The organism is Acetobacter sp. UBA5411, from assembly GCF_002409645.1.
Lineage (GTDB): Bacteria > Pseudomonadota > Alphaproteobacteria > Acetobacterales > Acetobacteraceae > Acetobacter.
In genome coordinates, this window is record NZ_DHNR01000028.1 from 88,380 (window position 1) to 112,209 (window position 23,830).

Consider the following 23,830-nt stretch of genomic DNA (forward strand, 5'->3'; position numbering starts at 1 on the left):
CGCGTCATGGACGATGGCTCTCCGACACCTCCCGCTCCCTTTCCCGGCGTCAATGTGCCGGAATATTCGGTCTCCGAGATCTCGGGGGCGATCAAACGGACCCTCGAAGGGACGTTTGGACGGGTGCGCGTGCGTGGCGAGATCACGGAATTCAAGCGTTACAGTTCCGGCCATCTCTATTTTTCGCTGAAGGACGAAGGCGGCAAGATCTCCGGTGTCGTCTGGCGCGGTTCCGTGTCACGCCTCGGGCTGGTGCCGGAAAACGGACTGGAGATCATCGCCACAGGCCGCGTCTCTTCCTATGGCGAGCGCTCCAGCTATCAGCTGATCGTCGAGAAAATGGAGTATGCGGGTGAAGGCGCGCTGCTCGCCCGCATTGAGCGGCTACGCCTGAAACTCGCGCAGGAAGGTCTGTTTGACGCCGAGCGCAAGCGCCGCATCCCTCGCCTGCCGCGCGTGATCGGTGTCGTTACCTCCATGCAGGGCGCGGTGCTGCATGACATTCGCACCACCATCGCCCGGCGATTCCCTCGTCACCTGCTGATCTGGCCTGTCGCCGTGCAGGGTGAAGGGGCCGCTGCGCAGATTGCCGCTGCTGTTGAAGGTTTCAGCCTGCTTGGTCGCCCCGGCTCCGGTGAGAATCTGCCGCGTCCTGATGTGCTGATCGTCGCCCGTGGTGGTGGTTCGCTTGAAGACCTGATGGCTTTCAATGACGAAGCCGTTCTGCGTGCTGTTGCCGCCTGCCCGATTCCGGTCATTTCCGCGGTCGGGCATGAGACCGACACCACGTTGATCGACTTCGTTTCCGACATGCGTGCCCCCACGCCCACAGCCGCCGCCGAACTGGCCGTGCCTGTGCGTGATGAACTGTTGGCCGACCTCACCCATCGCGTCGCCCGAATGGGAAGTGCGCTGAACCGGATCGCTCAGACCGCGCGCCTGCGGCTGGATCGTGCGGCCTCGGGTCTGCCGGATCTCCCTTCCCTGCTCAGCACCGCCCGTATGCGTCTCGATGACCGGTCACACAGACTGGACTTGGCCCTGCCCGCGCTTCTGGAGCGGCGCAAGGCAGCTCTTGTAGCGGCAGAACGACACATGCCTGCTCCTTCGGCCCTGTTCAGTGACCGCCGTTCCCGTCTGTCTCTGGATAACGCCACTCTGGGCGCCGCCATGACGGCTGCCCGCCGTGCCGCAGAAGCGCGTCTGGGACGCCAGCGTCTAACAGCCGCTCCGTTGCAGGCCTTGTGCCGCGAACGACAAGCGCGCCTCCTGGGCGTCGGGAATGTGCTGGAATCTGTCTCGCCTCGCGCCGTTCTCGATCGTGGCTACGTTCTCGTCCGTGATATGGCGGGCGATGCTGTCACACGGGCCGCCGGGCTGAATCCGGGCCAGCGTGTTACACTCGTTTTTGCTGATGATGAGCGTCTCGCCCGCATCGAAGCCCGCAAGGATACGGCCCAGGGAGCCCTTGATCTATGAAAAACATATTCAAAAACCTGAAGTCCATTAAACCGGATTTCAGCAGGATTGCTTCCCCTGATGCCGATGGCGCGGAAAGCCGTCCTGAAAAACTGATGTTCATCATCATGATCGTGCTCGCCTCCGTCTCCATGCTTCTCTACATCGGCGGCTCGTTCGTAAATGCCCTGCGTGTGTCGGAACAGCCTCCGGCTGTGGAGCAGACCGCTCCAGCGGCGCAATCAAACAGTACGCAGAAATAGTTTGCTTATCTGATCGGAAGCTTTTTACAGCTTGCAAGGAGAAGACAATGCAGGCCTCTGCCCTTCTTCTCCTCTGGTTTCATAAATCGGGATCAAAGGGACAGTGTCCCTTTGTGGGGTTCGGAGCAAAGCTCCCGAAACCACCTCGCCCGTGTTTGCACGATATATTAATACCTTTTCCGGACAGGCTTGAGGGATTTTTTCCTCCCCAAGCTCGTTTGGCCTGACTTCATTTCATCAGCAAGAAGCTTCAACGTTCCGTGTAGCGCACATGAAGTTTTCCGACGCCTTCACACTCTCCCTCAAGCCTGTCACCGACTTTCACCGACCCCACGCCTGACGGTGTTCCGGTAAGGATAAGATCACCCTGACGCAATTCGACAAAGCTTGAGAGAATGGAAATGATTTCCGGAATTGACCAGATCAGATCACTGATATCGCCCTGCTGACGGACCGTCCCGTTGACTGAGAGACTGATGCGCCCCTTTATCAGATGCCCAGACTGCGTCACCGGCACGATCGGGCTGATCGGGCAGGACTGATCAAAACCTTTACTCAGATCCCATGGCTGTCCGGATTTCTTGGCGACCGCCTGAAGATCGCGCCGTGTCATATCCAATGCTAGGGCATAGCCGAACACATGATCCAGTGCTGCCTGCACCGGAATATTCACGCCCTGCTGACCGATTGCTACCGCCAACTCAATTTCGTGGTGGAGATTTTCCGTATGCAACGGATAGGGAAGAACTTCTTCCGTTGTCACTGCATCGGAGGGTTTTGCAAAGAAGATTGGAAGATCATGCGCTGGATCGCCACCCATCTCCCGTGTGTGTTCGCCATAATTACGTCCGACACACCAGATCCGACGCACAGGGAACCTTGCGTCGGCCTCAAGGACAGGGATGGACGGAATCACGAGAGGCTCAAAGAGATAATGCATGAGAACAGATCCATTCTTTTGGGAAAGAATAGCATCACCTCACAGCCAGTTTCATTGATGATTAAATCTGCTCTCAGGATTGTGTGGTAGCGAGATCCTGTTCATCTGCCGATTTAAAAACACCTGATCAAGCACATTCAAGTTGCCATAGAATCAAAAACACCCGCCTCAAAAAGACGGGTGTTTCCAAAAGCCGGTTAACCCGACCACCAACTGATATTCTCGTCTTATTCAGGCGTGACCAGATCGTAATAGCTCTGATCAAGCATGAAGTGCGGCGAGTAGGCCGGATCGTGCTGGTAAATCGCGTGATCACCCCACTGCTGGTGCATATGCTGTGTTTCGGCAAAGAACCGGGCCTCATGCTCAGGTCGGTCATCGCTGCCACGCGACACGCTCTCATGATGAACAGCCATGAAGTTGTTGCACTGGATAATCCGCCAACCGGCTTCACGCATCTTCAGGCAGAGATCGACGTCGTTATAAGCGACTTTCAGATTCACCTCGTCAAAGCCACCAACTTCGCGGAAGGCTTCGGCGCGCACCAGCATGCCGGCCGCTGTAACAGCCGTGACTTCATGAGACAGGATCGCACGGGAAATATAGCCGTATTCGTGCGCCTGCAGCCCGCGATGCACATGCGAGGCTACGCCATCAGGGCCGACCACAACGCCGACATGCTGAATTGCCCCGTTGGGATAAACAAACTTTCCGCCAACAGCCCCGATATCCTCGCCAGCCATCGCCTCTCCCACAATGGTTTTCAGCCATTTGGGATCGTCCACGAAAAGATCGTTATTCATGAAGAAAAAGAATTCGGACGAACTTGAAGCGGCAGCCAGATTGTTCAGACGTGAGAAATTGAATTCCTCCTGAATCGAAAGAACCTGAACCCGTTTATTGCGGGATATTTCCTTGCAGAAGGCAAGCGCGTCTTCATCCGTCGACCAGTTATCGATCAGAATGATGTCGTAAGCCTTGTAGTCCGTGTGTTGCAGAATGCGTGACACACATTCCTTCGTCAGTTCAGCCTGATTACGGAACGGAATAATGATCGAAACCGTCGGTTCACGGTTTATGCCCCACCACACATTGTAGATGGTCAGATCATTGATCGCCTCGACCCGTGCATCATGCCCGACACGCCTCAGATGATCCGCAACCGCCCGGACGCCAGCATTCACAGCATACTGCTTGTTGCTGATCGTCATCGCTGTTGAGTTTGGAGTCTTTCGCCAGTGATAAAGGACTTCCGGAACATGCATGAAGCCTTCTCGCGGCACGATCTCCGTCAGGCGCAGCATCAGATCATGATCCTGTGCGCCATCATAACTGGCGTTCAGATCACCGACCTGTTCCAGAACCTCTTTACGCACCATGGTGAGATGACAGATATAGTTGCAGCCCAGAAGATACCGGTAATCAAAATCGGGCTTGAAATTCGGCTCAAGGAAATAGCCCGCCTGATCAACCTTGTCCTCGTCTGAGTAAATTACCTGCGGATCAAGTCCGGCAGCGGCCTGCAACATGGCTTCCAGCGCCACATCAACCATGGCGTCGTCATGATCAAAGAATGCGACCCATTCGCCTTTTGCCGCTTTGACACCCTCGTTGGTCGCGCCCGAAATGCCCAGATTTTTCTTGAGACGGATCAGCTTGATCCGCGGATCATTCCGGCAATACTCCGCCATCCTCGCCGCGACTTCCAGAGACTTTCCGCCATCATCAACAATGATGAGTTCCCAGTTGCTCCAGGTCTGCGCCATCACCGATTCAACTGCGGCGATGAAATCCGTCATATCCGGTTTGTAGGTCGGGCAGATGACACTCACCAACGGTCCCTTGGCAAGAAAATCAGGGCCAAGCTGCTGTCGACGTTCCGCCACCCGGGCTCGTAGCACATTGAAGTACCGTCGTGCCCATTGGTCATAATCGCCAAGATTGAACCGCTGTTCGGGAAGAAGATTGCTTATCGTTGCCCGCAGGGAAGAGATCTCGCGGTGCATTCTCGCAATGGTCTCGCTGACACTGAGGAGATGCTCTTCCAGCTTGTTGTCGACCAGTGATGTGGTGATAGGGCTTCCCATCAGTTCCACATCACCCGGGACAGCCACAAAGCGGATCGTCCTCGTGCCTGTCTGACGACGATGTTTCGGAATGACTAGCTCGAAGCCGCAGTTGGCGTCACCTCCTACAGCGGAAGCGACATCACCGCGAAAACGATCGGCACGAATACGGGCGAACGGCGCACCATCAATAAAGACAGCGACTTCGCACTGACCTTCCCGCGTGCCTTCTGCCGTATTGATACGCTGCACCCACCCGCGCAGTGCGCCGCGTGTGAAACCATCCACGCAGGATTCGTAATTGAACTGCGGCTCAAGGGTGACTGCAATATCTTCATCCTTGATCGTACCATCATCTGTCGCCAGACACGGCACGACAGAACGGTTTGGGAAACGCAACCCAATCCGGTGCTCTTTGCTGTCAGCAAGAAAATCTGGAAGCTTGAAGCAGAAACCCAGATTGGGCGTCATGACCCCAATATTTTCCTGCACATCCGGTCGAGGCAGATCGCAGACTACTGAACCGATTTCCTGACCGTCAGCAATGACGTGAAGTGTGGCGGGCACACGGGGGGCAGCCAGATTGCAGGCCCAGCCTTTTACTTCCAGACCATCCAGATGATCAAAATAACCAATAAACTGTGTAATCTGACGGGAAGTCGGCAAGGGAGCTTTCATGAAAATCCTCGTTTCCCTGACATGCGCTACAAAACGCACGCAGGACAAATCACTGTCTGGAAGGGCACATTAAAAACATCCCTTCCGCAGAACATACCAATTCAGAACACACTCTTCATGCAGAACAATCTGGAAGAGGCCAGAAACGTCACGACCACAAGGTATTTCCAGGCATAATTCCTGACTCCCTGCAGAGGCCTCGTCTTCTGCGGCATCACGATGATAAGCTGGAAGCCTTAACTTCAAGAAAACGCTGCATCGATTTACGCGCCTGGGATGCGTCACTCCCAAGACGGATCAGACTGCCAATTTGCAGAGGGTTACGCAGCAGCGAGGCCATCAGCGCCCCTGCCCCCAGACCACCGTCAGGCGAAAGCGCAATGCCAGCAGCAGGCGGTAGTGTCCGGTCAGCCGGATCGCACACCACGCGCAGCACACCGAAAGGTCTTTTCGTAGCCTGAGCTGCCACCGCCAGAAACCCACTCTCCATATCAAGAGCGCAACAGCCGCTTTCCAGAGCCAGATGCTGCTTTTCTTCAGCAGTCAGAACAACAACATCACTATGCAGAAGCGCCCCCGCCACCACGCCTGAGCCTCCATCCGCTCCCAGACGACGTCGCACAGCAGGTGAACAGGGATAAAGCTTGCCGTCTTTTACGACAGCGTCCGGCACAAGAATCGTGCCGGGCCTGAGCGCGGGATCAAGTCCCGCCGCCAGTCCGAACGACACGACAGACGGCACGCCCGAAGCAATTAGCCGGGCAGCGCCTTTCTCTGCGCCCTCTCGTGTGGCGCCACTGATCGCGACCGGCGAGCCGGGAAAGAACTGCCGCAGAAGAGAGGCCTCAGCCTTCAGTCCCACAAGAAATCCGATATCGGCAGGAGAAAGAAGGCTTTTGTTCATGGCTCAGAAACCGTAGCTCACTTCACCGGAGTTGCTGCTCTGAAGATTGCGGTAGCGCGACACAGCCAGCAACGGGAAGAACTGCTTGTAACCATGATACTTGAGGTAGAACACCTTGGGGAAACCAACGGCGTTGTAGGGCTCTTCTTCCCACTCGCCATTCTCTCCCTGCTGTTTTGACAACCACGCGATACCACGCTTCACCGCCGGATCGTCACGACGACCGACCGCCATCATCCCCAGAACCGCCCATGCCGTCTGAGATGGCAGGCTTTCCTTATACCGACCGCGGGGACCATCTTCGTAGCTTTCACAGCCCTCGCCCCAGCCACCATCAGGGCGCTGGACGGAACGGAGCCATTCAACGGCGCGCACCACCATCGGGTCATCATGGGAAACACCGGCGGCGTTCAATGCGCACAGGACAGACCATGTGCCGTAAATGTAATTGGTGCCCCAGCGACCAAACCAGGAACCGTCCTGTTCCTGATCGCCGCGCAGATAGTCCAGAGCCCGTTCGATCACCGGACGGTCTTCGGCGTGACCAAGCTGTGCGAGGAACGAGATGCACCGCGCCGTCACATCGGCTGTCGGAGGATCAAGAAGCGCACCGTGATCCGAGAACGGAATATGGTTCAGCAGTTCCTTGTCATTATCGACATCGAACGCGCCCCATCCGCCATTGGTGCTCTGCATCCCCACAATCCACTTGCGGGCACGCTCAATCGCTTCGTCATTGGCCGGATCATTCTGACGATGGAGCAGCATACCAACAACCGCCGTATCGTCCACGTCCGGATAATAGTCATTGCGATACTGGAAAGCCCATCCACCCGGCTCGAGGTCTGGCCGGTTAATCGCCCAGTCACCCTTCACATCGAGAATCTGACGGTCACGCAGCCATTCAGCCGCCTTCGCCATCTTCTCCTGCGTTTCCTTCTGGGCGATGGGGTTGGGACCACTACCTGCTTCCATCATGGCATGACCCGCCAGACCGGTATCCCAGATGGGCGACACGCAAGGCTGGCAGTACACTTCGTCGCCATGATCGACCAAGAGCGCCCGAACCGACTCCCACGCCGTATTGGCGCGCGGATCGCTGTCGGGCACACCGAGCGCACGATACATCATCACCGTATTGGCCATCGCCGGGTAAATAGCGCCAAGACCATCAATGCCGTTCAGACGCGGCTCGATGAAGTCGACCGACGCTCTGATGGCCTTCTTGTGCACCTTCTGCGGGATCAGCTTCACGACCGGACGCAGCACCTGATCCAGCACCTTGAAAGCATGTCCCCATTTGGAACGATACGGTCCCTTGATCCAGTCCTTCACCTGATCCGGCGGGGTGACGAACAGTTCCTGCACATGCACGCCACGCGGATTGACCGCCACAGGACGCAGCGCCGCCAGCACCAGCAGCGGCGCGATCACGGTGCGTGACCAGTAGGACATGTTCCAGACGGAGAAGAACGCCGAGCGCGGCAGCAGCATCAGCTCGACCGGCATGACCGGTGTGCCGTGCCAGGGAATTTCCCCGAACAGCGCCAGCTGAAAGCGTGTAAAGACGTTGGTGCGTTCAGCGCCACCGTGATCAAGAACCGCCTGACGGGCGCGCTGCATATGCGGCGCGTTGATGTCGTCACCGATGCATTTGAGCGCGTAATAGGCCTTCACCGTAGCGGAGATGTTGAATTCTCCGTCATGGTAGAGCGGCCAGCCGCCGTGCTCACCCTGAATACGCCGCAGATAGACGCCAATCTTGTCTTCCAGAGGCTGATCGATCCGATCAAGGAAATGCTCAAGCAGGACATATTCCGCCGGAATGGTCGCATCGGCTTCCAGCTCGAAAACCCAGTGACCGTCGTCGTTCTGCTTGCCGCCCAGTGCTGCATGAGCACGCTCGACCACACGATCCAGTTCACTGGCGGTCAGCTCGCTGACGGCCGACCCTGTGTTCTCGGTAGTGGCAGAGTTCGTTACATCGTCCAGCATGGCCTGCAGTCATTCCCCCAGTAGAAACACGTCTCTTCAGAAATCGTGTCAGTCGTTAACGCAATCCACGGCCTAACCGTGATAACCGAATCAAAACCAGTCAGACCCCATCAATCAGACATGGCCCCACGAAGCCCAAGCGCCTTCACGGCGGCGACGCCGGAGCGAATGGAACCGTCAATGGTGGCGGGCAAACCCGTCGCCGTCCAGTCCCCCGCCAGCGCCAGATTGACAAGCCCTGTCGCAGCACCGGGCCGTTTCCGCAACTGCGCGGGGGTGGCGGCGAAGGTTGCGCGCTTCTCCCACACCAGTCGCTGCAAGGGCGGCTCAGCGGATAGCGGTCCTGCCAGAAGTCCGTCCATCGCCTGACTCACTTCCTGCCAGATCTGCCGTCCAAGCTCCTCGGGATCCCGGTCGGCGTAACGGTTCGCCGCGCTGACCGTGACCGAGAGGATGTCATCCTTGAGGAAAATCCACTCCGTCACGGCACCGACGACACCGACAAAGCGGGTCTTCGCAAACGCCCCCACCGGCACCGGTGGACGCTCAAGACGGAAATGCGCGTTGAAAATGCCTTCAAACTCATCGGGCACCACCAGAGCAGGCAGCGCCTCTTTCAGCAGACCAGCCGCCACAGGCGCGGTCACAGCCAGAATGACAACGTCATCCTCGCCAACCTCGATTCGTTCATCAGGGAAATTCAGGGCCGTAACGCGGCCGTTCATGGTTTCAATGCCGGTGACGCGCCGTCCGGTACGCACTTCCGCCTTCAGAATGGAAAGATGCGCCAGCGCCGGGTCGACCAGACTCTCGGACAGGCCCACCTTCGGGAAACGCGGCAGACAGGCGCGTCCTCCCTTGGCCAGCGATTCGTTAATGACGTGGCCGAGCAGTGCCGCACTGGCTTCATCGCTCGGCGTGTTGAGAGCGGCGATGGAGAACGGATCAAGCAGGCGACGCGAGAATTCACCCGGCAACAGACAGTCCGACACAACCTGATCCGGACTCGCACCGATAAGGCGTTGCAGACTGAGCAGTTCGCCGAGCCGCATACCGGGAACACGACGGGTCGGACTGAACACCCACCAAGGCACGCGCCCCATGGAGAGATCCAGTGTCCAGACACAGGGCTTCTGGAGATCGACAAACGGGAAAATCGGCTCGTCCGGCCCCTGTAACGTGTCCAGCGCGCCGATAAGTCCCATATAGCGGAAGACAGCTTCGTTCGCCGTCAGCAGCAGATGGTTGCCGTTGTCGATCCGGCAACCGAGCTTCTTGTCCTCATAGGAACGCGCCCGGCCACCACAGGCCGGTCCGGCCTCATGCACAATGACATGCTGGCCGCTACCCGCGACCTCCACGGCAGCCGAAAGTCCGGACAGACCACCACCGACAATATGAACCCGACGCGCCATCCCTGATCAGGCCGCGAAAGCCTGCACGACGCCAACCGCCTTGCTGACCTTGGAAACCGCCAGCGGCGTGCGAACATGATCCCAGCCACGCTTCATCAGCGCATTCAGGATCGACAGATAACAGCCGCCCATCATGCGAGCCGGCACCATCGCCTTGCGATCACATTTCTTCATGGCACGGAAGGCCTGCCGGAAGTGATCCTGAGCCCGGACCGCCAGAATCTGCATCACACCCGCGAGGCCAGGAGCCGACAGAGCCTTCTGCGGATCGGCAGGCACATCAAAGCGGGCCAGCAGTTCCTTCGGCAGATACAGACGGCCAATCCGCGCGTCTTCAGCCACATCACGCAGAATGTTGGTCAACTGGAGGGCGCGACCAAGGTGATAGGCAACCCGCTCGGCGTGCTTCGAACTGTCGCCGAACACATGCACGGAGAGCCGTCCGACAGCGGAGGCCACGCGATCACAATAAAGATCCAGCGTCTCTTCGGTCGGAGCCACGATCGGCCCTGTGGCGTCCATGATCATGCCGTCGATCACGTCGTCAAAATCTTTCTGCTTCAGCGAGAAGAAGCGGATGGAGGCATGCAGCACCCGGTCCAGCGCATCCTGCGGCTTGTCGTCGTAAAGGCGGCCAATGCGCTCACGCCACTCATTGAGGCGCGCTTCCCGGGCCTGTGCATGCTCCGGGCCGCTCAGGGACGGCACATCGCCGTCCGCGATGTCGTCCACCATCCGGCAGAAGGCATAGATCGCATACATGCCATAACGACGGTATGGCGGCAGAATGCGCATTCCCGCCGCGAATGACGTTCCGGCCTGCCGCACGATGGCCTCGACCCGCGCAAGATCGGTCGGGTCACAGCCGAGCGGCGTGGGTTCGTCATGCGTTCCGATTACGTCAGTCATGGCATCCTTTCCCGGACGGTTCCGCACCGCCCAATAGTCCAGCGGGAGCAGACACTCCCCTGTCTTGTCAGTCCTGCCTGCCGGACCAATCCTGTTCTGGCAGGCATATCAGTTCTTCCAGCTCCCGAGGGCCGCAACCGCCGCCCGTGCGAAATCAGCCTTTGTCAGCGCCACCCGTTCCGCCAGCGGATCTCCCACCCGCAGACGGGCCGCCAGCAGATGCGCCAGCCTTACAACAGCGCCGCAATACATCCGCATCCGGCGATCCCTTACATGACGCAGCAACCCGAGAGCCTCTTCGTTCAGGCGATCTGTCTCGTCGAGCAATATGTCGAAAACGCGACGCAATGACGGGGAGGTCGTGTTTTCCAGAACAGCCTCTACACCGAGCCCCTGCGCCTCAAGAAGGTCCAGCGGCACATAGCACCGCTTCAGAAGGAGAAGGTCTTTCTGACAATCCTGAAGATGATTGAGAATCTGGAGTGACGTGCAGAGCGCGTCGGACGCCGGGAATGTCCTGTCACTCTCGCCATGCAGTCCCAGCAGAAAGCGCCCGACCGGATTCGCGGAGTAGCGGCAATAAAGGTCGAGTTCAGCCTGAGAGGCGTAGCGCGATTTGACGGCGTCTTCCCTGAACGCAACCAGCAGATCGGTTGCGACCTCGAACGGAAGCCCCGTGCGCAGCAGCATCTCCCGGACGCGTGCGGCGGAGCGGGCGTCCTTGCGGTCGGGCGCCTGAGCCCGACCGTGTACGATGTCTTCCATCGCATCCAGCCGCGCCACCTTTTCCTCGGGTGTCAGCCGATCGCTGTCGGTCACGTCATCGCTGAAGCGGGCGAAATCATAATAGGCATGCACATGGCTGCGCATGGCAGGCGCAAACAGCACCGAGCCGACCGGGAAATTCTCGTCTGACTGCCCCTTGCCGGACGAGACATCAGGCGCACGCCACGGATCAATTTTGTCACGGGCGACAGCAGCGCGCACGTCTTCAACTGACAGGCTTTCTGACAGAAGGGTTGGCTCCGCGTGTGCGGCTGATGAGGAATCCGGAAACATGGCGGGGTGGTTTACACGCTCCGGAGCCTGCTGCCTACACTTACCACCACGTTACTTCCGCTGGATCACAGATGGACTGTCAGTGGCATCATCCGGCAAACAGATCGCAGGAGCATCTCATCATGACAAATCCCCCTATTCCACGTGTCGGTTGCGGCGCTGCGATCTTCCGCAAAGACCAGCTTCTTCTTGTCAAAAGAAAGCGCAATCCCGAAGCCGGACACTGGGGTCTGCCCGGCGGCAAGGTCGATCCTTATGAAAAGGTCGCTGACACGGCGGCGCGTGAGATAGAGGAGGAACTAGGCATCCAGATCCAGGCTCCCGAACTGCTCTGTGTCGTGGACCAGATCGACAGAACAGCCGGACAACACTGGGTCGCGCCGGTTTTTCTGGTGGAAGCCTTTATCGGCGAACCCGCCATCCGTGAACCGGAAGCTCTCGCTGAAATGGGCTGGTTCGACCTGTCCTCCCTGCCCTCACCTCTCACCGAGGCGACCCGGCAGGCGCTTCAGGCTCTTCAGGGACGTTCAGGATATCGCTGACAGAAAACGGTTCAACGACCAGCCATTGGCGGATTGCGGGCCTTAACCCGCAACCGTGCCCGCAGACATCATCCTGCGTGGGTCGCCTCGGTGTAAGCCCGGTTCTTCCACCTCACGCCCCGACCGCGATGGTGATCGACAGCCGAGCCGACCGTCGCAGCCGTGTAGAATATCGCAACGACTGGCAGCAGCAGCGCCCAGAAAGGCGACATGCGGAAACGTCGCAGGGTCGGCATGTAGGACGCCATCGACGCCATCCATGCCAGTGCCGCCAGCTTGCGGGCCTGCCCTTTCCCGAACAGTGCCAGAAAGACGGGCAGAATCCAGACGAGCAACATTCCCAGCACCGTTCCGACAAGGATCAACGGGGAGTAATGCAGCTGAACGTATGCCGTGCGGGCAATCATACGCCAGATGTCACGCGGATGCGGATAGGGGCGGATCGAGCGTGCGAGACAGGAATGACCGAGATAGATCCGGCCACCCGAGCGCTTGACATGCGCTGCCAGCGTGCAGTCGTCGATCAGAGCACCGCGCAGGGCAGCAATACCGCCAATGCGGGTCAGCGCAGCACGGCGAATCAGGATTGTGCCGCCCGCCGCCGCTGCTGTCCGGCTTTTAGGATCAGCCACCTTGGCGAAGGGATACAGCAGCGCGAAGAAAAACACGAAAGCTGGCACCAGCGCCTTTTCAGCCGCGCTGACGCAGTTCAGTTCCACCATTTCGGACACCATATCGAGCCCTTCACGCTCGGCTTTTTCCACCAGCGTGGAGATATGGGCCGGATCGTGCTCGATATCGGCGTCCGTCAGCAGAATGTAGCCATCATCTTCAGGACACTCTGCCCGGACACGCGCCACCCCCTGTTCGACGGCCCAGAGCTTGCCACTCCAGGCTTCGTCAGGACGATGCTGCCCGTCCACAACCGTCAGTTTGCCTTGTGGGTCCGGCAGACCCCGCGCCAGATCCCCCGTGCCGCCCGAGCTGCGGTCGTCAGTCAGGACAATGCGATACTGTCCTGCGTAATCCTGCGTCAGAAGTGACGAGAGGCAGGATTTTATGGACTCAGCCTCATCCCGCGCAGGCACCACCACACTGACCGGAGGCAGTGTTTTATGTGCCTTTCCGGGGCGCAGAATGGGGCCAGCCTGCCAGAATCGTCCATGAAAGCCGAGAAGAGCAGTCCAGATCAGTGCCGAGAGACCGGCCAGATAAACCAGCATACGTCCCCGCTCTTATTTCAGCATACCAGCCTGACGGAACCAGTCTATCGCGTCCTTGACGGCGTCATACGCCGGACGTGGCGCATAGCCGAGCTCGTGAATAGCCTTGTCCGAGGAGAAGAACATCTTCTTGCGTGACATCGCCAGCATCTCCCGCGTCACGCGGGGTTCGATGCCAAATTTGCGGGACAGCCATTCGGACGCCACAGCAACCGGCCAGATCACCTCCTGCGGCAGGACAATCCGGGGCGGCTTCACATGCGCGATTTCCGCGACCATGCGGAACAGGTCGCCCAGCAGGTAGTTCTGACCGCCAAGGATATACTGCTCACCCACGACGCCGCGCTCCAGAGCCAGCGCATGACCTTCCGCTACATCATCGACATGCACGATATTCACGCCTGTATCGACATAGGCGGGCATCCGGCCTGCAGCGCAGTCGAGAATCATCTGTCCCGTCGGTGTCGGCTTGATATCGCGCGGACCGACGGGCGTGGACGGATTGACGACGACGGCCTTCAGTCCTTGATCGCGCACCATGCGAAGGACTTCCTGCTCGGCACGATATTTGGACTTCTTGTAAATGCCGATGACAGAGTGCTCGTTAACAGGCGTTTCTTCCGTCGAGATCGTGCCGTCACCGATCAATCCCAGCGCCGCGACTGAAGAACAATAGACGATCTTTTCCACGCCAGCAGCCTGAGCGGCCTGCATGAGCAGACGGGTGCCCTCGACATTCGCCGCCATCATCGGAGCCGGATCAGGCACCCACAAACGGTAGTCCGCCGCGACATGAAAGACGTAACGACAGCCCTCGACCGCCTTCGCAAAACTGGCAGGATTGGAAAGATCGCCTTCCACCAGTTCGGCTGGCATATCAGCGATATTGCGCCGATCGCTACCGGCACGGACCATCAGGCGCAGGGCATGACCACGAGCCAGAAGCACGCGGGCCACAGCAGAGCCCACGAAGCCGGTAGCTCCTGTCACAAGAGTTGGCGCGGTCATGGAATCCCTTTCCCCTCAGGCATCATGGTCAAAACATGTCATTCTGCTTTATCCTGAGGAGGATGGTTTAGACCAGAGGGGCACGATAAAAGCCTGCAGCCCTGTTACACTGGCGCATTCCGACCGGGTAGTGTAAGGACTTCGCCCTGTTTTGGAGAAGGGTCGCACATGCCGTGCCGGACCTCCTATTTCGATCTTTTCCGGACAGATTCGCCTCGCGTCCGGCCGAAGCCATGAGCGACAACCGACGGATGGTCTGATACTCTTGAAAAAACTTACCATCCTTCTCACCCTCCTCGGGCTTGCCGCGATTACGGCTGCAATGGCGTGGAACGGCTTTGACTCCGTCGTGGCGGCTGTCTCACGGATCGGCCTTGTCGGTTTTCTCCTGACGATCCTGGCACAGCTCGCCGTGGACGCCGTTCTTGGCTGCGCCTGGTATGCGGCGTTTCCCTCCATGACCTACAGGCATCTGATGGTCGCCCGCATGATCAGGGACGCCGCCTCGACCTGTCTTCCCTTTTCCCAGCTGGGCGGCATCGTGCTCGGCATCCGCGCCACCAGCCGTCACCACGCCGTGGAAACCTCCTCGATCGAATGGCCGGAAGCCGCGTGCGCCAATGTGGTCGACATCACGACAGAGGTGCTGGGACAGATTGTCTTCATCCTGCTGGCCGTCACGCTTCTGGCCGTCGGCAGCGCGTCCAATCCGCTGGTCAAGCCCGTCATCATCGGCGCTCTTCTGCTCACTGCGGGCGCTACCGGTTTCATCTGGACGCAGCAGCGCGGTGGAACAGCCGTAAAACGCACGGTGCGCCTGCTGGGCAAACACATTGCCGGACAATGGCAGACGACGGTCATGGACGGTGCCGGAACCTTGCAGGACTGGATGGAGAGGGCATGGTCGCACCCTGGCCGGATTTCCGCTTCCGCCGCCATTCATCTCGTCGGGTGGATCTGTAGCGCAGGCGTGCTCTGGCTGACCGTTTACCTGATGGGGGCCTCTCTGAGTTTTCCTGACGCCATCGCCATTGAAGGCGTCACCTGCGGTCTGATGTCGGCTTCCTTTCTGGTTCCCGCCGCCCTTGGCGTGCAGGAAGGCGCTTATATGACGCTGGGCCACGCTTTCGGACTGGACGCTTCCCTCTGCCTCGCCTTGTCCCTGCTGCGTCGTGGTCGGGAAATCAGCATTGGAATCCCCATGCTGGTATGGTGGCAGTATTCGGAGATGCGGGCGCTCAAAGCCCGCACAGCGAAAACGGAGGCCCGGACTCTTCCGGACCGGATGCCCGACGCCCTGACAGACACGACGGAAGGATGATGCCTATGACCGATTCTTCCGACGCATCCACTCCTCTGTTCGACACGCTGGTCGTCATCGGCCCGGGTCTGATCGGAGCCTCCGTGCTGCATCGCGCCCGACGCGACAGGACGATTGCACGACGTCTCATAGCCGTGGACATCAATCCGGCGTTTCGTGAGCGTGTGCGCGAACTTGGCATTGCTGATGAGGTCACAGGCGATGCGGCTGCTGCCGTCGCCGACGCTGACTGCGTGATGCTCTGCGTGCCGGTCGGCGCGATGGGCGAAGTCGCCGCAACCGTCATCCCGGCCATGAAGCCCGGTGCGATTCTGACGGATACCGGCTCGACCAAAGTGGCTGTGATCGAGGCCATTCGTCCCTTTCTCCGCCCGGACGTTCCCTATGTTCCGGCACATCCGATGGCCGGCACGGAATATTCCGGACCGGATGCCGGGTTCGCCACGCTCTTCGATAATCGCTGGTGCCTGCTGACTCCGCTGCCGGACAGCACGCCGGACAGTGTTGAAGCCATCACGACGCTCTGGCAGCTTTGCGGCGCCCGCACACGGGATATGACGCCGGAACACCACGACAGGGTGTGCGCCATCGTCAGCCATCTCCCCCATCTGCTGGCCTTCACCATTTGCGGAACGGCAGACGATCTGGCTGATGAAACCCGCTCCGAAGTGCTGGAATTCGCAGCCAGCGGCTTTCGCGATTTCACGCGAATCGCAGCATCCGATCCCATCATGTGGCGGGACATCTTTCTGTCCAATCGGGAAGCCATTCTGGAAATGCTGTCACGGTTTCTGGAGGATGCTCAGGCGATGGCCCGCGCAATCCGCTGGGGCGATTCCGATTATATCGTGGACCGGATCGAGCGCGGACGCAGCATCCGGCGCAGTCTGCTGGAAAACCGTCAGGCCTGAACGCCACCACTGCTCCGTGTAGCCACAGGCGCGGCTTCCGGGTGCCGCCGACTGAGCCGGTTTGTCTTCGATACGATAATCCGTTTGAGATCCGACCATTTGTCCGGAGCGATGCGCCGCGCCAACACGCACAGCAGAGCCGCACAGATAATCGGTGTGGGACCGACATGCGTCAGCTCAGCAAACAGCCTTGCCCCCAGCAGATAGATATAGGCCAGAAACAGAATAAATTTCTCGCCTGACCACCAGCCAGTCCGCTGCGCCTGCAACAGCAGCCATCCCATCGGAAACGCCAGACAGGCCAGATCGTAATCCAGCAGGAATGGTGAACAGAACGGCATCGCGGCGATCATCACCGCCACCTGTCCGGATGCGACCGCCCTCTCGCCAAGCTCGGCCACACGCCTGCGCAAATGGGCTACAAGCCATCCAGCGAGGCTCAAAGCCGATACCGCCGCCGTTATCTGCGCGCCATAAGCCAGCCATGCAGGCGCATGCAGCAGATGCGCGGCGGCAAAGACACTCTGCATTTTCCATGACTGGACATAGCCGTGCGAGAACGCCCCCTGAGCCTCATGGCTCATGCGCAGAAAGCCGTTCCAGCTGACAGCGCCAAAAGCGAGCCATGACGCCGCAATCAGGCCCAGACCGGAGCATATTCCGCCAGCAACAGCATGCCATCGCCGGGCGCAAAGCAGGACCACTGGTGCTGCCACCAGCAATTGCGGCTTGATCACCAACCCACCAAGGCACAGCCCCGCCACAAAAGGATGCTCCGCCAGCAGCACCATGGCCCAGCCGAACAAAGAACCGGTGAGAAGACCGTTCTGCCCATTCGCCACACCGATCACCAATCCCGGAAAGGCCAGAATCGGCAGAAGCGCCCAGCGGTGCGGCAACAGCCGCCGAAGGGCGCGCACGAAGAGAGTGCCCGTGAGGATCAGAAACAGCGCGACCGAGAGACGGTAAGGCACCAGCGCGAGCGGCACGCAAACCAGCAGAAAGGTCGGAGGGTAATAGAAAGCAAAGTTGCCGAAGGAGAGACCGGGAAAAGCGGCAAGCTCAACCAGATGGTGCTTCGCGCTGTCATATATCTCGGCCACATGCCCCTGCAGCACCTGCCGGGAAGCCGCCCAGAAACTGACGAAATCGGCGCAGATCGGCTGCCCCTCGAAATCGGTGCCCCAATGTGAAACCACGATGATGGAAAGAAACAGGCCCCATCCGTAGACACCAAGGATGCGACAATACGCCAGCGCCCGCCCGCGATTCAGCCAGTCAGCCTGTAGAAGGGTTCGCCCGAGCGCAGCTTTCAGTCTCTTTGGCCGCCTGTCCATACCTTGCCTGATGCGATGATATTTTCCGGCACCATCAGACAGAAAGGTTAACGAATTACTGTTTTATTCAGACGGCATGACATTGGGTGATGATTTTTAATCTTGTCATCGCATCAAACGACCATGTGAATACGTCCATGTGACACGCAGACAATGCAGACATATGATGCCGTGCTTACAAAAGCAGAACACGGCCTCTATTCAATATGAAGGGGTCAAGGAGTTCCGGAACATGACTGTCGCCGCCCTGAATCTTGATTTTGCCGCTCTGGCGGCCAAGCCGGTCGAGCAGGCTCCTTTTCCCCATGTGGCCGTCGAGCATTTCATTCCGCAGGATGAACTGGCCGTTCTTCAGACATCCCTGCCGCAGATCACTTCCGGGGGCTCCTTTCCGCCCGAGGCGCTGGCGTTAACGCCGCTCATGCAGAATCTCATTACGCAGCTTGAAGGTCCGAAACTGCGAGAGATCATTGCCCGGAAGTTCGACCTTAATCTCGACGACGCGCCCACCATGCTGACCATCCGTGGACGCACCCGTGAGAAAGACGGTCGTATTCACTGCGATTCCACTGCCAAACGCGTGACGATTCTTCTCTATCTCAACCCGCCATCAGCCGCATTCGGACGTCAGGAAGGCTGCCTGCGCCTGCTGAACGGCCCTGATGACGTCGAGAATTTCGCTGTGGAAGTGCCGCCCGTGAACGGCACGCTACTCGTCTTCCCCAATGGTCCGACGACCTGGCACGGTCACCGGCAATATGTCGGACCGCGTTACACGATTCAGCTCAATTACATGGAAACCGGCGCGAAGGCCCGCTCTGAACTCCGACGTCACAAACTGTCAGCGCTGGCGAAAAAGCTTACATTTGCTGCCTGATGGGCGGACAGGAATCACAGGCCTGATTATTAGGCGGGCGTAACCTACACCCCAAACTCTTTGATTCCAGCCTGCCTTAAATCACAAGACAGGAAGCAGAGAACACGTCTGGGTTTTATTACAGACGTATAAGACTACAGCAGTCACGACAGCCGTCAGACTTAAAAGCGGTTTCACAGCAGCCATCCCGCACTGACAGTGCATTGAGACCGAGAAACCTGCGAATTATATGAAAAATGGTGGAAGGAGTTGGATTCGAACCAACGTAGGCGTACGCCAGCGGATTTACAGTCCGCCCCCTTTAGCCACTCGGGCACCCTTCCGTTGGGCCGAGGAATTAAGGGTGTTCACGCTGCCTGTCAACCGGTTTGGCAGTTTCTCTTTCATTCCGGCTGTCAGACCTGATGACGACGGCATGCAACCCGTCGTATAGCAGCGCCATGCGCACACCTCGACAGTCCTCCCCTCACTCCTCCCGACAGGCTCAGCCCGATTCCCGTGATCAGGGGGAAGCCCGTCGCGGCGGCCCGCGTCATCACGGCAGAAACCGGCAGAAACCGGGTGGCCCCTACTGGATCGCAGGCGTGCACGCCTGTCAGGCTGCTCTGGAGAATCCGCACCGCACAATTCAGCGTGTCCTTCTCTCTGCCGAGGCGCAGGACGATTTCACGAAACGTCTGTCGGTCCCCCTGCCCTCCTATGTCGAGCGTGGCGACAAGGCCCGCTTCACAGCACTCCTCGGCGCTGAAGCCGTGCATCAGGGCGTCGCCGTGCTGGTGGAGCCGCTTGAGGCTGTGGCCATTGAGGACGCGCTGGAACGTCCGGGCCCGGTCCTCGTGCTTGATCAGGTCACCGATCCCCGCAATGTCGGTGCGATTCTCCGCTCAGCCGCCGCATTCGGCGCTGCCTGCGTGGTGATGCAGGATCGGAACGCTCCGGAAGAAGGCGCGGCTCTGGCCAAGGCGGCTTCGGGCGCTCTGGAGGTTGTGCCTCTGGTGCGTGTAGTGAATCTGTCGCGTTGCTTGGAAACCCTGAAACAAAACGACTGCTGGGTTGTCGGTCTCGATGCAGGTGGTGGACGGCTTGAGGGCAGCAGCCTGAAAGGTCGCCGTGCCGCTCTGGTTCTCGGTTCGGAAGGCGATGGGTTGCGTCGTCTCACGCGCGAAAACTGCGACGAAATTGCGGGCCTCTACATGCCGGGCACAATGGAAAGCCTCAACGTCTCTGTAGCGGCGGCAATCGGGCTGTATGAGCTGGTGAGAGCGGCTTAAGGACCAGACAGGATCACTCGCTCGGGGCTTTTTGGCCCCGGACCCCGGCAAAGGGACACGGCCCCTTTGATCCTGATTTATTTGTTAAAGCGTTACAGCTGTGGGCGCTGACCTCTATAGACGGATCAGCGCCACTGCATAAATCACCAGCACCATGGCCAGCGTAAAGCTGACGAGGCTGATCACCCGTCCGCGCTGGCGACGGAGCAGTTCAATCTGTTCGACTTCAGTCAGATCGGTCGGCACGGTCATCACGACATCCACCATGTCAGGGCGTGGTCAGCCAGCAGACCACAGAACAGCAGAAACAGATAGGCCAGCGAGAAACGGAACGAGATCCGCGCGGCCTTGTCACCATTCAGGCTGACACCATTGGCATCCTGCTTTTCCAGCAGCACACGAACAGCGCAGGCAATAAACCCGAGGCCAAGCGCCAGCGCGGTCACCGTATACAGCATCCCGCTCAGATGCATGAAGGATGGCACCAGCGACACCGCCAGCAGAATGATCGTGTAGGCCAGAATGTTCCAGCGTGTGTGACGGGCTCCCTTCACCACCGGCAGCATGGGAATCCCCGCGCGTCCATAATCCTTGCAGGCATAAAGCGAGAGCGACCAGAAATGCGGAGGCGTCCACAGGAACACGATGGAGAACATCACCACCGGCATGACATCCATCGAGCCGGTCGCCGCAGCCCAGCCGATCATCGGCGGGAAAGCACCCGCTGCGCCACCAATAACGATGTTCTGCGGCGTCGAACGCTTCAGCCACATCGTATAGATCACGGCATAAAAGAAAATGGAGAACGCCAGAATCCCGGCAGCCAGCGTATTTGTCGCCAGCCACATCAGGATTACCGAAAAAACCGATAGCCCCAGTCCATAGGCCAACGTCTCGTCAGCCGGGATGCGGCCACCTGGAATCGGGCGCGTCGCTGTCCGCTGCATGATGATGTCGATGTCGCGGTCATACCACATGTTGATGGCACCCGCCGCACCGGACGCGAGGCAGATGCACAGGATGCTGATCGCCGCCATCAACGGATTCATGTGTCCGGGCGCCATGTAAAGACCGGCAGCGCCCGTAAAGACCACGAGTGAAATCACCCGCGGCTTGAGAAGCTGAACCCAGTCCTTCGCGTTTGTCCCGACTCTTGCCGCGTCAAACCGAACGCGAGCGGGGCGGACCTCCGCCGTCGCGCCGCTCATCGGCGAATGTCCTGCATGGCGACATTTCCGGAAGCAGCTTTTCTGCCTGCGCTCAGCACGTTCAGCAGCACAAAAGCCAGAACACCGAGTGAGACGGCCATTGCCGCACCACCCAAGGCCTGTCCCAAACCGGTATTGCTGTCAGAAGCCAGCACACCAAAAAACATGAGGCCAAACTGCGCTCTGGCGGAATTCCGGGAGTAATGCCCGTTCGTCACGTCATTCAGCCAAGCGTAAAACCCGCCGAACAGGACAAATACGGCGCCATTCAGAACCGCCGTATGCACGCCTGAGCCCATCCATCCAGCAGCCAGAAGCACAAAAAAGCCGGAGACCCACAACACCGGCACATCAATGGCTGCACGCACCGTAACAGCCTGACGCCACAAAGCGCGAATCCAGATTCCGGCAAACGCGATTGCCGCAACGGCAGCCAGAATCGTTCCTATTTTCTGCACAAAAGCCGGATCTGCATGCACAAACGCCATGCGATCCCACACAGCAGGACCGCCGATTGCGACCGTAGCAATAACGGCCACGGCACCTGCCTTCAGCTTCTGCCCCACTGGCGCAATGCCATCGAACACTCTGGCAGCCAGACCGAAAGCTGAAACCAGCACAATCAGGGTCGCGGGCATTTCAAAATGAGGCATGACGTCAGAGGCGCCAAGAAACTCGCGGGTCGCTCCTGCGGCCAGAACCGGCGCAGCAAGCAGAAGCCCAATGGCGGCACAAAGCTGTGTCCAGACAAAAAGGGAGAAAGGAACCAGCCCACTCACTCTCTCCTGTCCACGAGGAGCGACAATGCCTGCTCCAGCCCGTGAATCACAGATGATCGCCAGCGTGGAGGCGGACATGAGAATAGCGCCGACACTCCACAAGCCCATGCCGAACAGATCACCCTGCGAAACACCGCTCAGAAACATCAGAAGCGCCAGCAGCATGACGGTGAGAGCTCCGCCATCAAGCAGAGGAAGCCCTTTCACTCCGCCTGACATCAGATCACGAGCGAGAAAAAGTCGACCAAAGGCGCCGAGAAAAGCGGGAACACCAACGAACAGTAGCATGGCGCTGGGGTGAAAAGCCGCCATTCTCGCTTCGAGTCCGGTAGGCAGAACATGAAGCTGACTGGCAAGCGCGACAGCTCCGGCTAGTCCGCCCACTGTCACTGACAGCGCGAGATAACCGGCAGTGGCGGCACAAGGAGACAGTCCGCTACGACGGCTGACCGATTGAGTTTGGGCAGGAGTCACAACGGCCATCAGCGTCCACGTCTCTCGTTCATCAGGGCTTTGATCCTGGTTCGTGACGGTCAGGCAAACTGACCATCCACGCAATAAACCGGATCAGACTAACGGAAATTCCCGTCGATCAAAAGCGCTCTGTTACCCGCCGTGCAGCACGCAGACCTGCTTCCAGCGCGCCTCGGTTCAGGCGCGCATTCAGTCAGGCGACAACTTTTTCCTGGGTTTTCGACGCATCGGCTGCCGTTACTTCATGCTCCAGCGTCACCAGCGTGAACAATCCTGCCGGAGGAACGGGTTCAATCCGGGCCCGCGCCAGATCTTCCGGAGGGAGAAGGGCTTCCATGGCGAAATCAGGATGCCAGCCGAGAGAATGAGACGCACGGGCCATGCCACGTTCGATCACGCCACGCACGCCGGTCGGAGCGAGGAAGTGATTCACAAACAGGATATAGCCGCCGGGACGAACCACGCGCTTCAGCTCGGCCAGCAACTTGCGAGGATGAGGCACCACCGACGCCACAAACATCGCTACGGCGATATCGAACGAATCATCGGCAAAGCGCGTATCCTCGGCGTCCATCTCCAGCAGGGCGTCAACATTGCTGAGATGGTCACGGCGCACACGCTCGCGCGCACGGGCCAGCATATCGGATGACAGGTCGATTCCGGTAATACGCTTGCTCGCCGTATAATGCGGCAGAGCGAGACCTGTGCCGACCCCGACTTCCAGCACGCGGGAGCCCGGCAGGCGATTCACCGCTGCAACCGCTCTTTTTCGCCCGAAGGCAGAAATACCGCCGAACACGGTGTCATAGACACCGGCCCAGCGCCGGTATGCAGCCCTGACAGCATCTGCATCCAGCGCTACACGAGGCCCGTGATTCTCCTCCTTATGGGAGACGCCTTCCGCTGCTTCACTGCGGACATCCTGCAAGACTTCGCTCATTACGCCCTATCTGCTGCCCAATGGTTGAACATTGAGACACGACCAGGGCATCGTAAAAACACGGTCGTGCTCAGTATTGTCGCGGCACATTGCCACACGAGACGGAAACGACCAAGCCCACGGAAGAAAGATGTCGCAGGCCGCCCTTTTTCGTCCCATTACGTTTAAAATGTTTTCTCTCACATGGGCAGCCATATTCTGCCTATGCTGCCCGGCCCCGCGCACCGACAGAAAATGTGATTGCGGATTTCA

At 58.9% G+C, this 23,830-nt stretch carries 21 protein-coding genes and 1 tRNA gene; 7 read left to right on the top strand and 15 right to left on the bottom strand.

What is annotated here, in order from left to right; genetic code table 11:
* The first annotated feature begins 6 nt into the window (after positions 1–6).
* Both xseA and B3759_RS08985 read left to right on the top strand, forming a co-directional pair.
* Complete coding sequence (gene xseA / locus B3759_RS08980; protein ID WP_291365605.1) at positions 7–1,479, top strand: exodeoxyribonuclease VII large subunit; 1,473 nt, start codon at positions 7–9, stop codon at positions 1,477–1,479.
* Positions 1,476–1,721 carry a hypothetical protein gene (locus B3759_RS08985; protein WP_291365606.1) on the top strand — a complete coding sequence of 82 codons (246 nt, stop codon included), beginning with the start codon at positions 1,476–1,478 and terminating at the stop codon, positions 1,719–1,721. The genes xseA and B3759_RS08985 overlap by 4 nt, the downstream gene beginning before the upstream one ends.
* Before the next feature lie 250 nt (positions 1,722–1,971).
* Here B3759_RS08985 and B3759_RS08990 read toward each other — a convergent pair whose 3' ends face one another.
* From B3759_RS08990 to B3759_RS09020, 7 genes are all read right to left on the bottom strand, one after another.
* Positions 1,972–2,661 carry a fumarylacetoacetate hydrolase family protein gene (locus tag B3759_RS08990; protein WP_291365607.1) on the bottom strand — a complete coding sequence of 230 codons (690 nt, stop codon included), beginning with the start codon at positions 2,659–2,661 and terminating at the stop codon, positions 1,972–1,974.
* A 227-nt stretch (positions 2,662–2,888) separates the two neighbouring features.
* Positions 2,889–5,405 (bottom strand): glycosyltransferase, encoded by a 2,517-nt coding sequence (locus B3759_RS08995; RefSeq protein ID WP_291365608.1) that lies wholly within the window; start codon positions 5,403–5,405, stop codon positions 2,889–2,891.
* A 214-nt stretch (positions 5,406–5,619) separates the two neighbouring features.
* Entirely contained in the window at positions 5,620–6,309 is a 690-nt protein-coding gene (locus tag B3759_RS09000) for a hypothetical protein (protein WP_291365609.1), read from the bottom strand.
* Positions 6,310–6,312: 3 nt separating this feature from the next.
* Positions 6,313–8,304 (bottom strand): squalene--hopene cyclase, encoded by a 1,992-nt coding sequence (gene shc / locus B3759_RS09005; RefSeq protein WP_099347241.1) that lies wholly within the window; start codon positions 8,302–8,304, stop codon positions 6,313–6,315.
* A gap of 110 nt (positions 8,305–8,414) precedes the next feature.
* The gene (gene hpnE, locus B3759_RS09010) at positions 8,415–9,719 is read right to left on the bottom strand and encodes a hydroxysqualene dehydroxylase HpnE (RefSeq protein ID WP_291365610.1); all 1,305 of its coding nucleotides are present in this window, start codon (positions 9,717–9,719) and stop codon (positions 8,415–8,417) included.
* A gap of 6 nt (positions 9,720–9,725) precedes the next feature.
* On the bottom strand, positions 9,726–10,628 hold the full coding sequence (gene hpnD, locus B3759_RS09015; protein WP_291365611.1) for a presqualene diphosphate synthase HpnD: 903 nt from the start codon (positions 10,626–10,628) through the stop codon (positions 9,726–9,728).
* 108 nt (positions 10,629–10,736) lie between these two features.
* Positions 10,737–11,687 carry a squalene/phytoene synthase family protein gene (locus B3759_RS09020; protein WP_291365612.1) on the bottom strand — a complete coding sequence of 317 codons (951 nt, stop codon included), beginning with the start codon at positions 11,685–11,687 and terminating at the stop codon, positions 10,737–10,739.
* Between the two features lie 122 nt (positions 11,688–11,809).
* Here B3759_RS09020 and B3759_RS09025 point away from each other — a divergent pair, with 122 nt between their 5' ends.
* Positions 11,810–12,229 (top strand): NUDIX hydrolase, encoded by a 420-nt coding sequence (locus B3759_RS09025; protein ID WP_291365613.1) that lies wholly within the window; start codon positions 11,810–11,812, stop codon positions 12,227–12,229.
* A gap of 68 nt (positions 12,230–12,297) precedes the next feature.
* Here the strand turns inward: B3759_RS09025 and B3759_RS09030 are convergent, their stop codons facing one another.
* Positions 12,298–13,452 carry a glycosyltransferase gene (locus B3759_RS09030; protein ID WP_291365614.1) on the bottom strand — a complete coding sequence of 385 codons (1,155 nt, stop codon included), beginning with the start codon at positions 13,450–13,452 and terminating at the stop codon, positions 12,298–12,300.
* A 12-nt stretch (positions 13,453–13,464) separates the two neighbouring features.
* On the bottom strand, positions 13,465–14,460 hold the full coding sequence (gene hpnA, locus B3759_RS09035) for a hopanoid-associated sugar epimerase (RefSeq protein WP_291365615.1): 996 nt from the start codon (positions 14,458–14,460) through the stop codon (positions 13,465–13,467).
* 265 nt (positions 14,461–14,725) lie between these two features.
* Between hpnA and B3759_RS09040 the strand changes: the two genes are divergently transcribed.
* On the top strand, positions 14,726–15,781 hold the full coding sequence (locus tag B3759_RS09040) for a lysylphosphatidylglycerol synthase domain-containing protein (RefSeq protein WP_291365616.1): 1,056 nt from the start codon (positions 14,726–14,728) through the stop codon (positions 15,779–15,781).
* 5 nt (positions 15,782–15,786) lie between these two features.
* Positions 15,787–16,692 carry a prephenate/arogenate dehydrogenase family protein gene (locus tag B3759_RS09045; protein WP_291365617.1) on the top strand — a complete coding sequence of 302 codons (906 nt, stop codon included), beginning with the start codon at positions 15,787–15,789 and terminating at the stop codon, positions 16,690–16,692.
* On the opposite strand, the gene B3759_RS09050 is transcribed toward B3759_RS09045, so the two are convergent.
* Entirely contained in the window at positions 16,683–18,029 is a 1,347-nt protein-coding gene (locus B3759_RS09050; protein WP_291365618.1) for a glycosyltransferase family 87 protein, read from the bottom strand. The genes B3759_RS09045 and B3759_RS09050 overlap by 10 nt on opposite strands.
* 232 nt (positions 18,030–18,261) lie before the next feature.
* Here B3759_RS09050 and B3759_RS09055 point away from each other — a divergent pair, with 232 nt between their 5' ends.
* A complete protein-coding gene (locus tag B3759_RS09055) occupies positions 18,262–18,906 on the top strand; it encodes a 2OG-Fe(II) oxygenase family protein (RefSeq protein ID WP_291365619.1) in 645 nt (214 codons plus the stop codon).
* A 237-nt stretch (positions 18,907–19,143) separates the two neighbouring features.
* Here B3759_RS09055 and B3759_RS09060 read toward each other — a convergent pair.
* Positions 19,144–19,229: transfer RNA gene (locus B3759_RS09060), tRNA-Tyr, on the bottom strand.
* A gap of 81 nt (positions 19,230–19,310) precedes the next feature.
* Here B3759_RS09060 and rlmB point away from each other — a divergent pair.
* The gene (gene rlmB / locus B3759_RS09065) at positions 19,311–20,177 is read left to right on the top strand and encodes a 23S rRNA (guanosine(2251)-2'-O)-methyltransferase RlmB (RefSeq protein WP_291365620.1); all 867 of its coding nucleotides are present in this window, start codon (positions 19,311–19,313) and stop codon (positions 20,175–20,177) included.
* Positions 20,178–20,291: 114 nt separating this feature from the next.
* On the opposite strand, the gene B3759_RS09070 is transcribed toward rlmB, so the two are convergent.
* The 4 genes from B3759_RS09070 to B3759_RS09085 form a co-directional block, all read right to left on the bottom strand.
* Positions 20,292–20,429: a hypothetical protein gene (locus B3759_RS09070; protein WP_291365621.1), complete on the bottom strand. Its 138-nt coding sequence runs from the start codon at positions 20,427–20,429 to the stop codon at positions 20,292–20,294.
* Positions 20,429–21,385 carry a heme o synthase gene (locus tag B3759_RS09075; RefSeq protein WP_291365622.1) on the bottom strand — a complete coding sequence of 319 codons (957 nt, stop codon included), beginning with the start codon at positions 21,383–21,385 and terminating at the stop codon, positions 20,429–20,431. Before B3759_RS09075 ends, B3759_RS09070 begins: the two co-directional genes overlap by 1 nt.
* Complete coding sequence (locus tag B3759_RS09080; protein WP_291365623.1) at positions 21,382–22,647, bottom strand: hypothetical protein; 1,266 nt, start codon at positions 22,645–22,647, stop codon at positions 21,382–21,384. Before B3759_RS09080 ends, B3759_RS09075 begins: the two co-directional genes overlap by 4 nt.
* A 184-nt stretch (positions 22,648–22,831) precedes the next feature.
* On the bottom strand, positions 22,832–23,578 hold the full coding sequence (locus B3759_RS09085) for a class I SAM-dependent methyltransferase (protein ID WP_099347232.1): 747 nt from the start codon (positions 23,576–23,578) through the stop codon (positions 22,832–22,834).
* Positions 23,579–23,830: the final 252 nt, after the last annotated feature.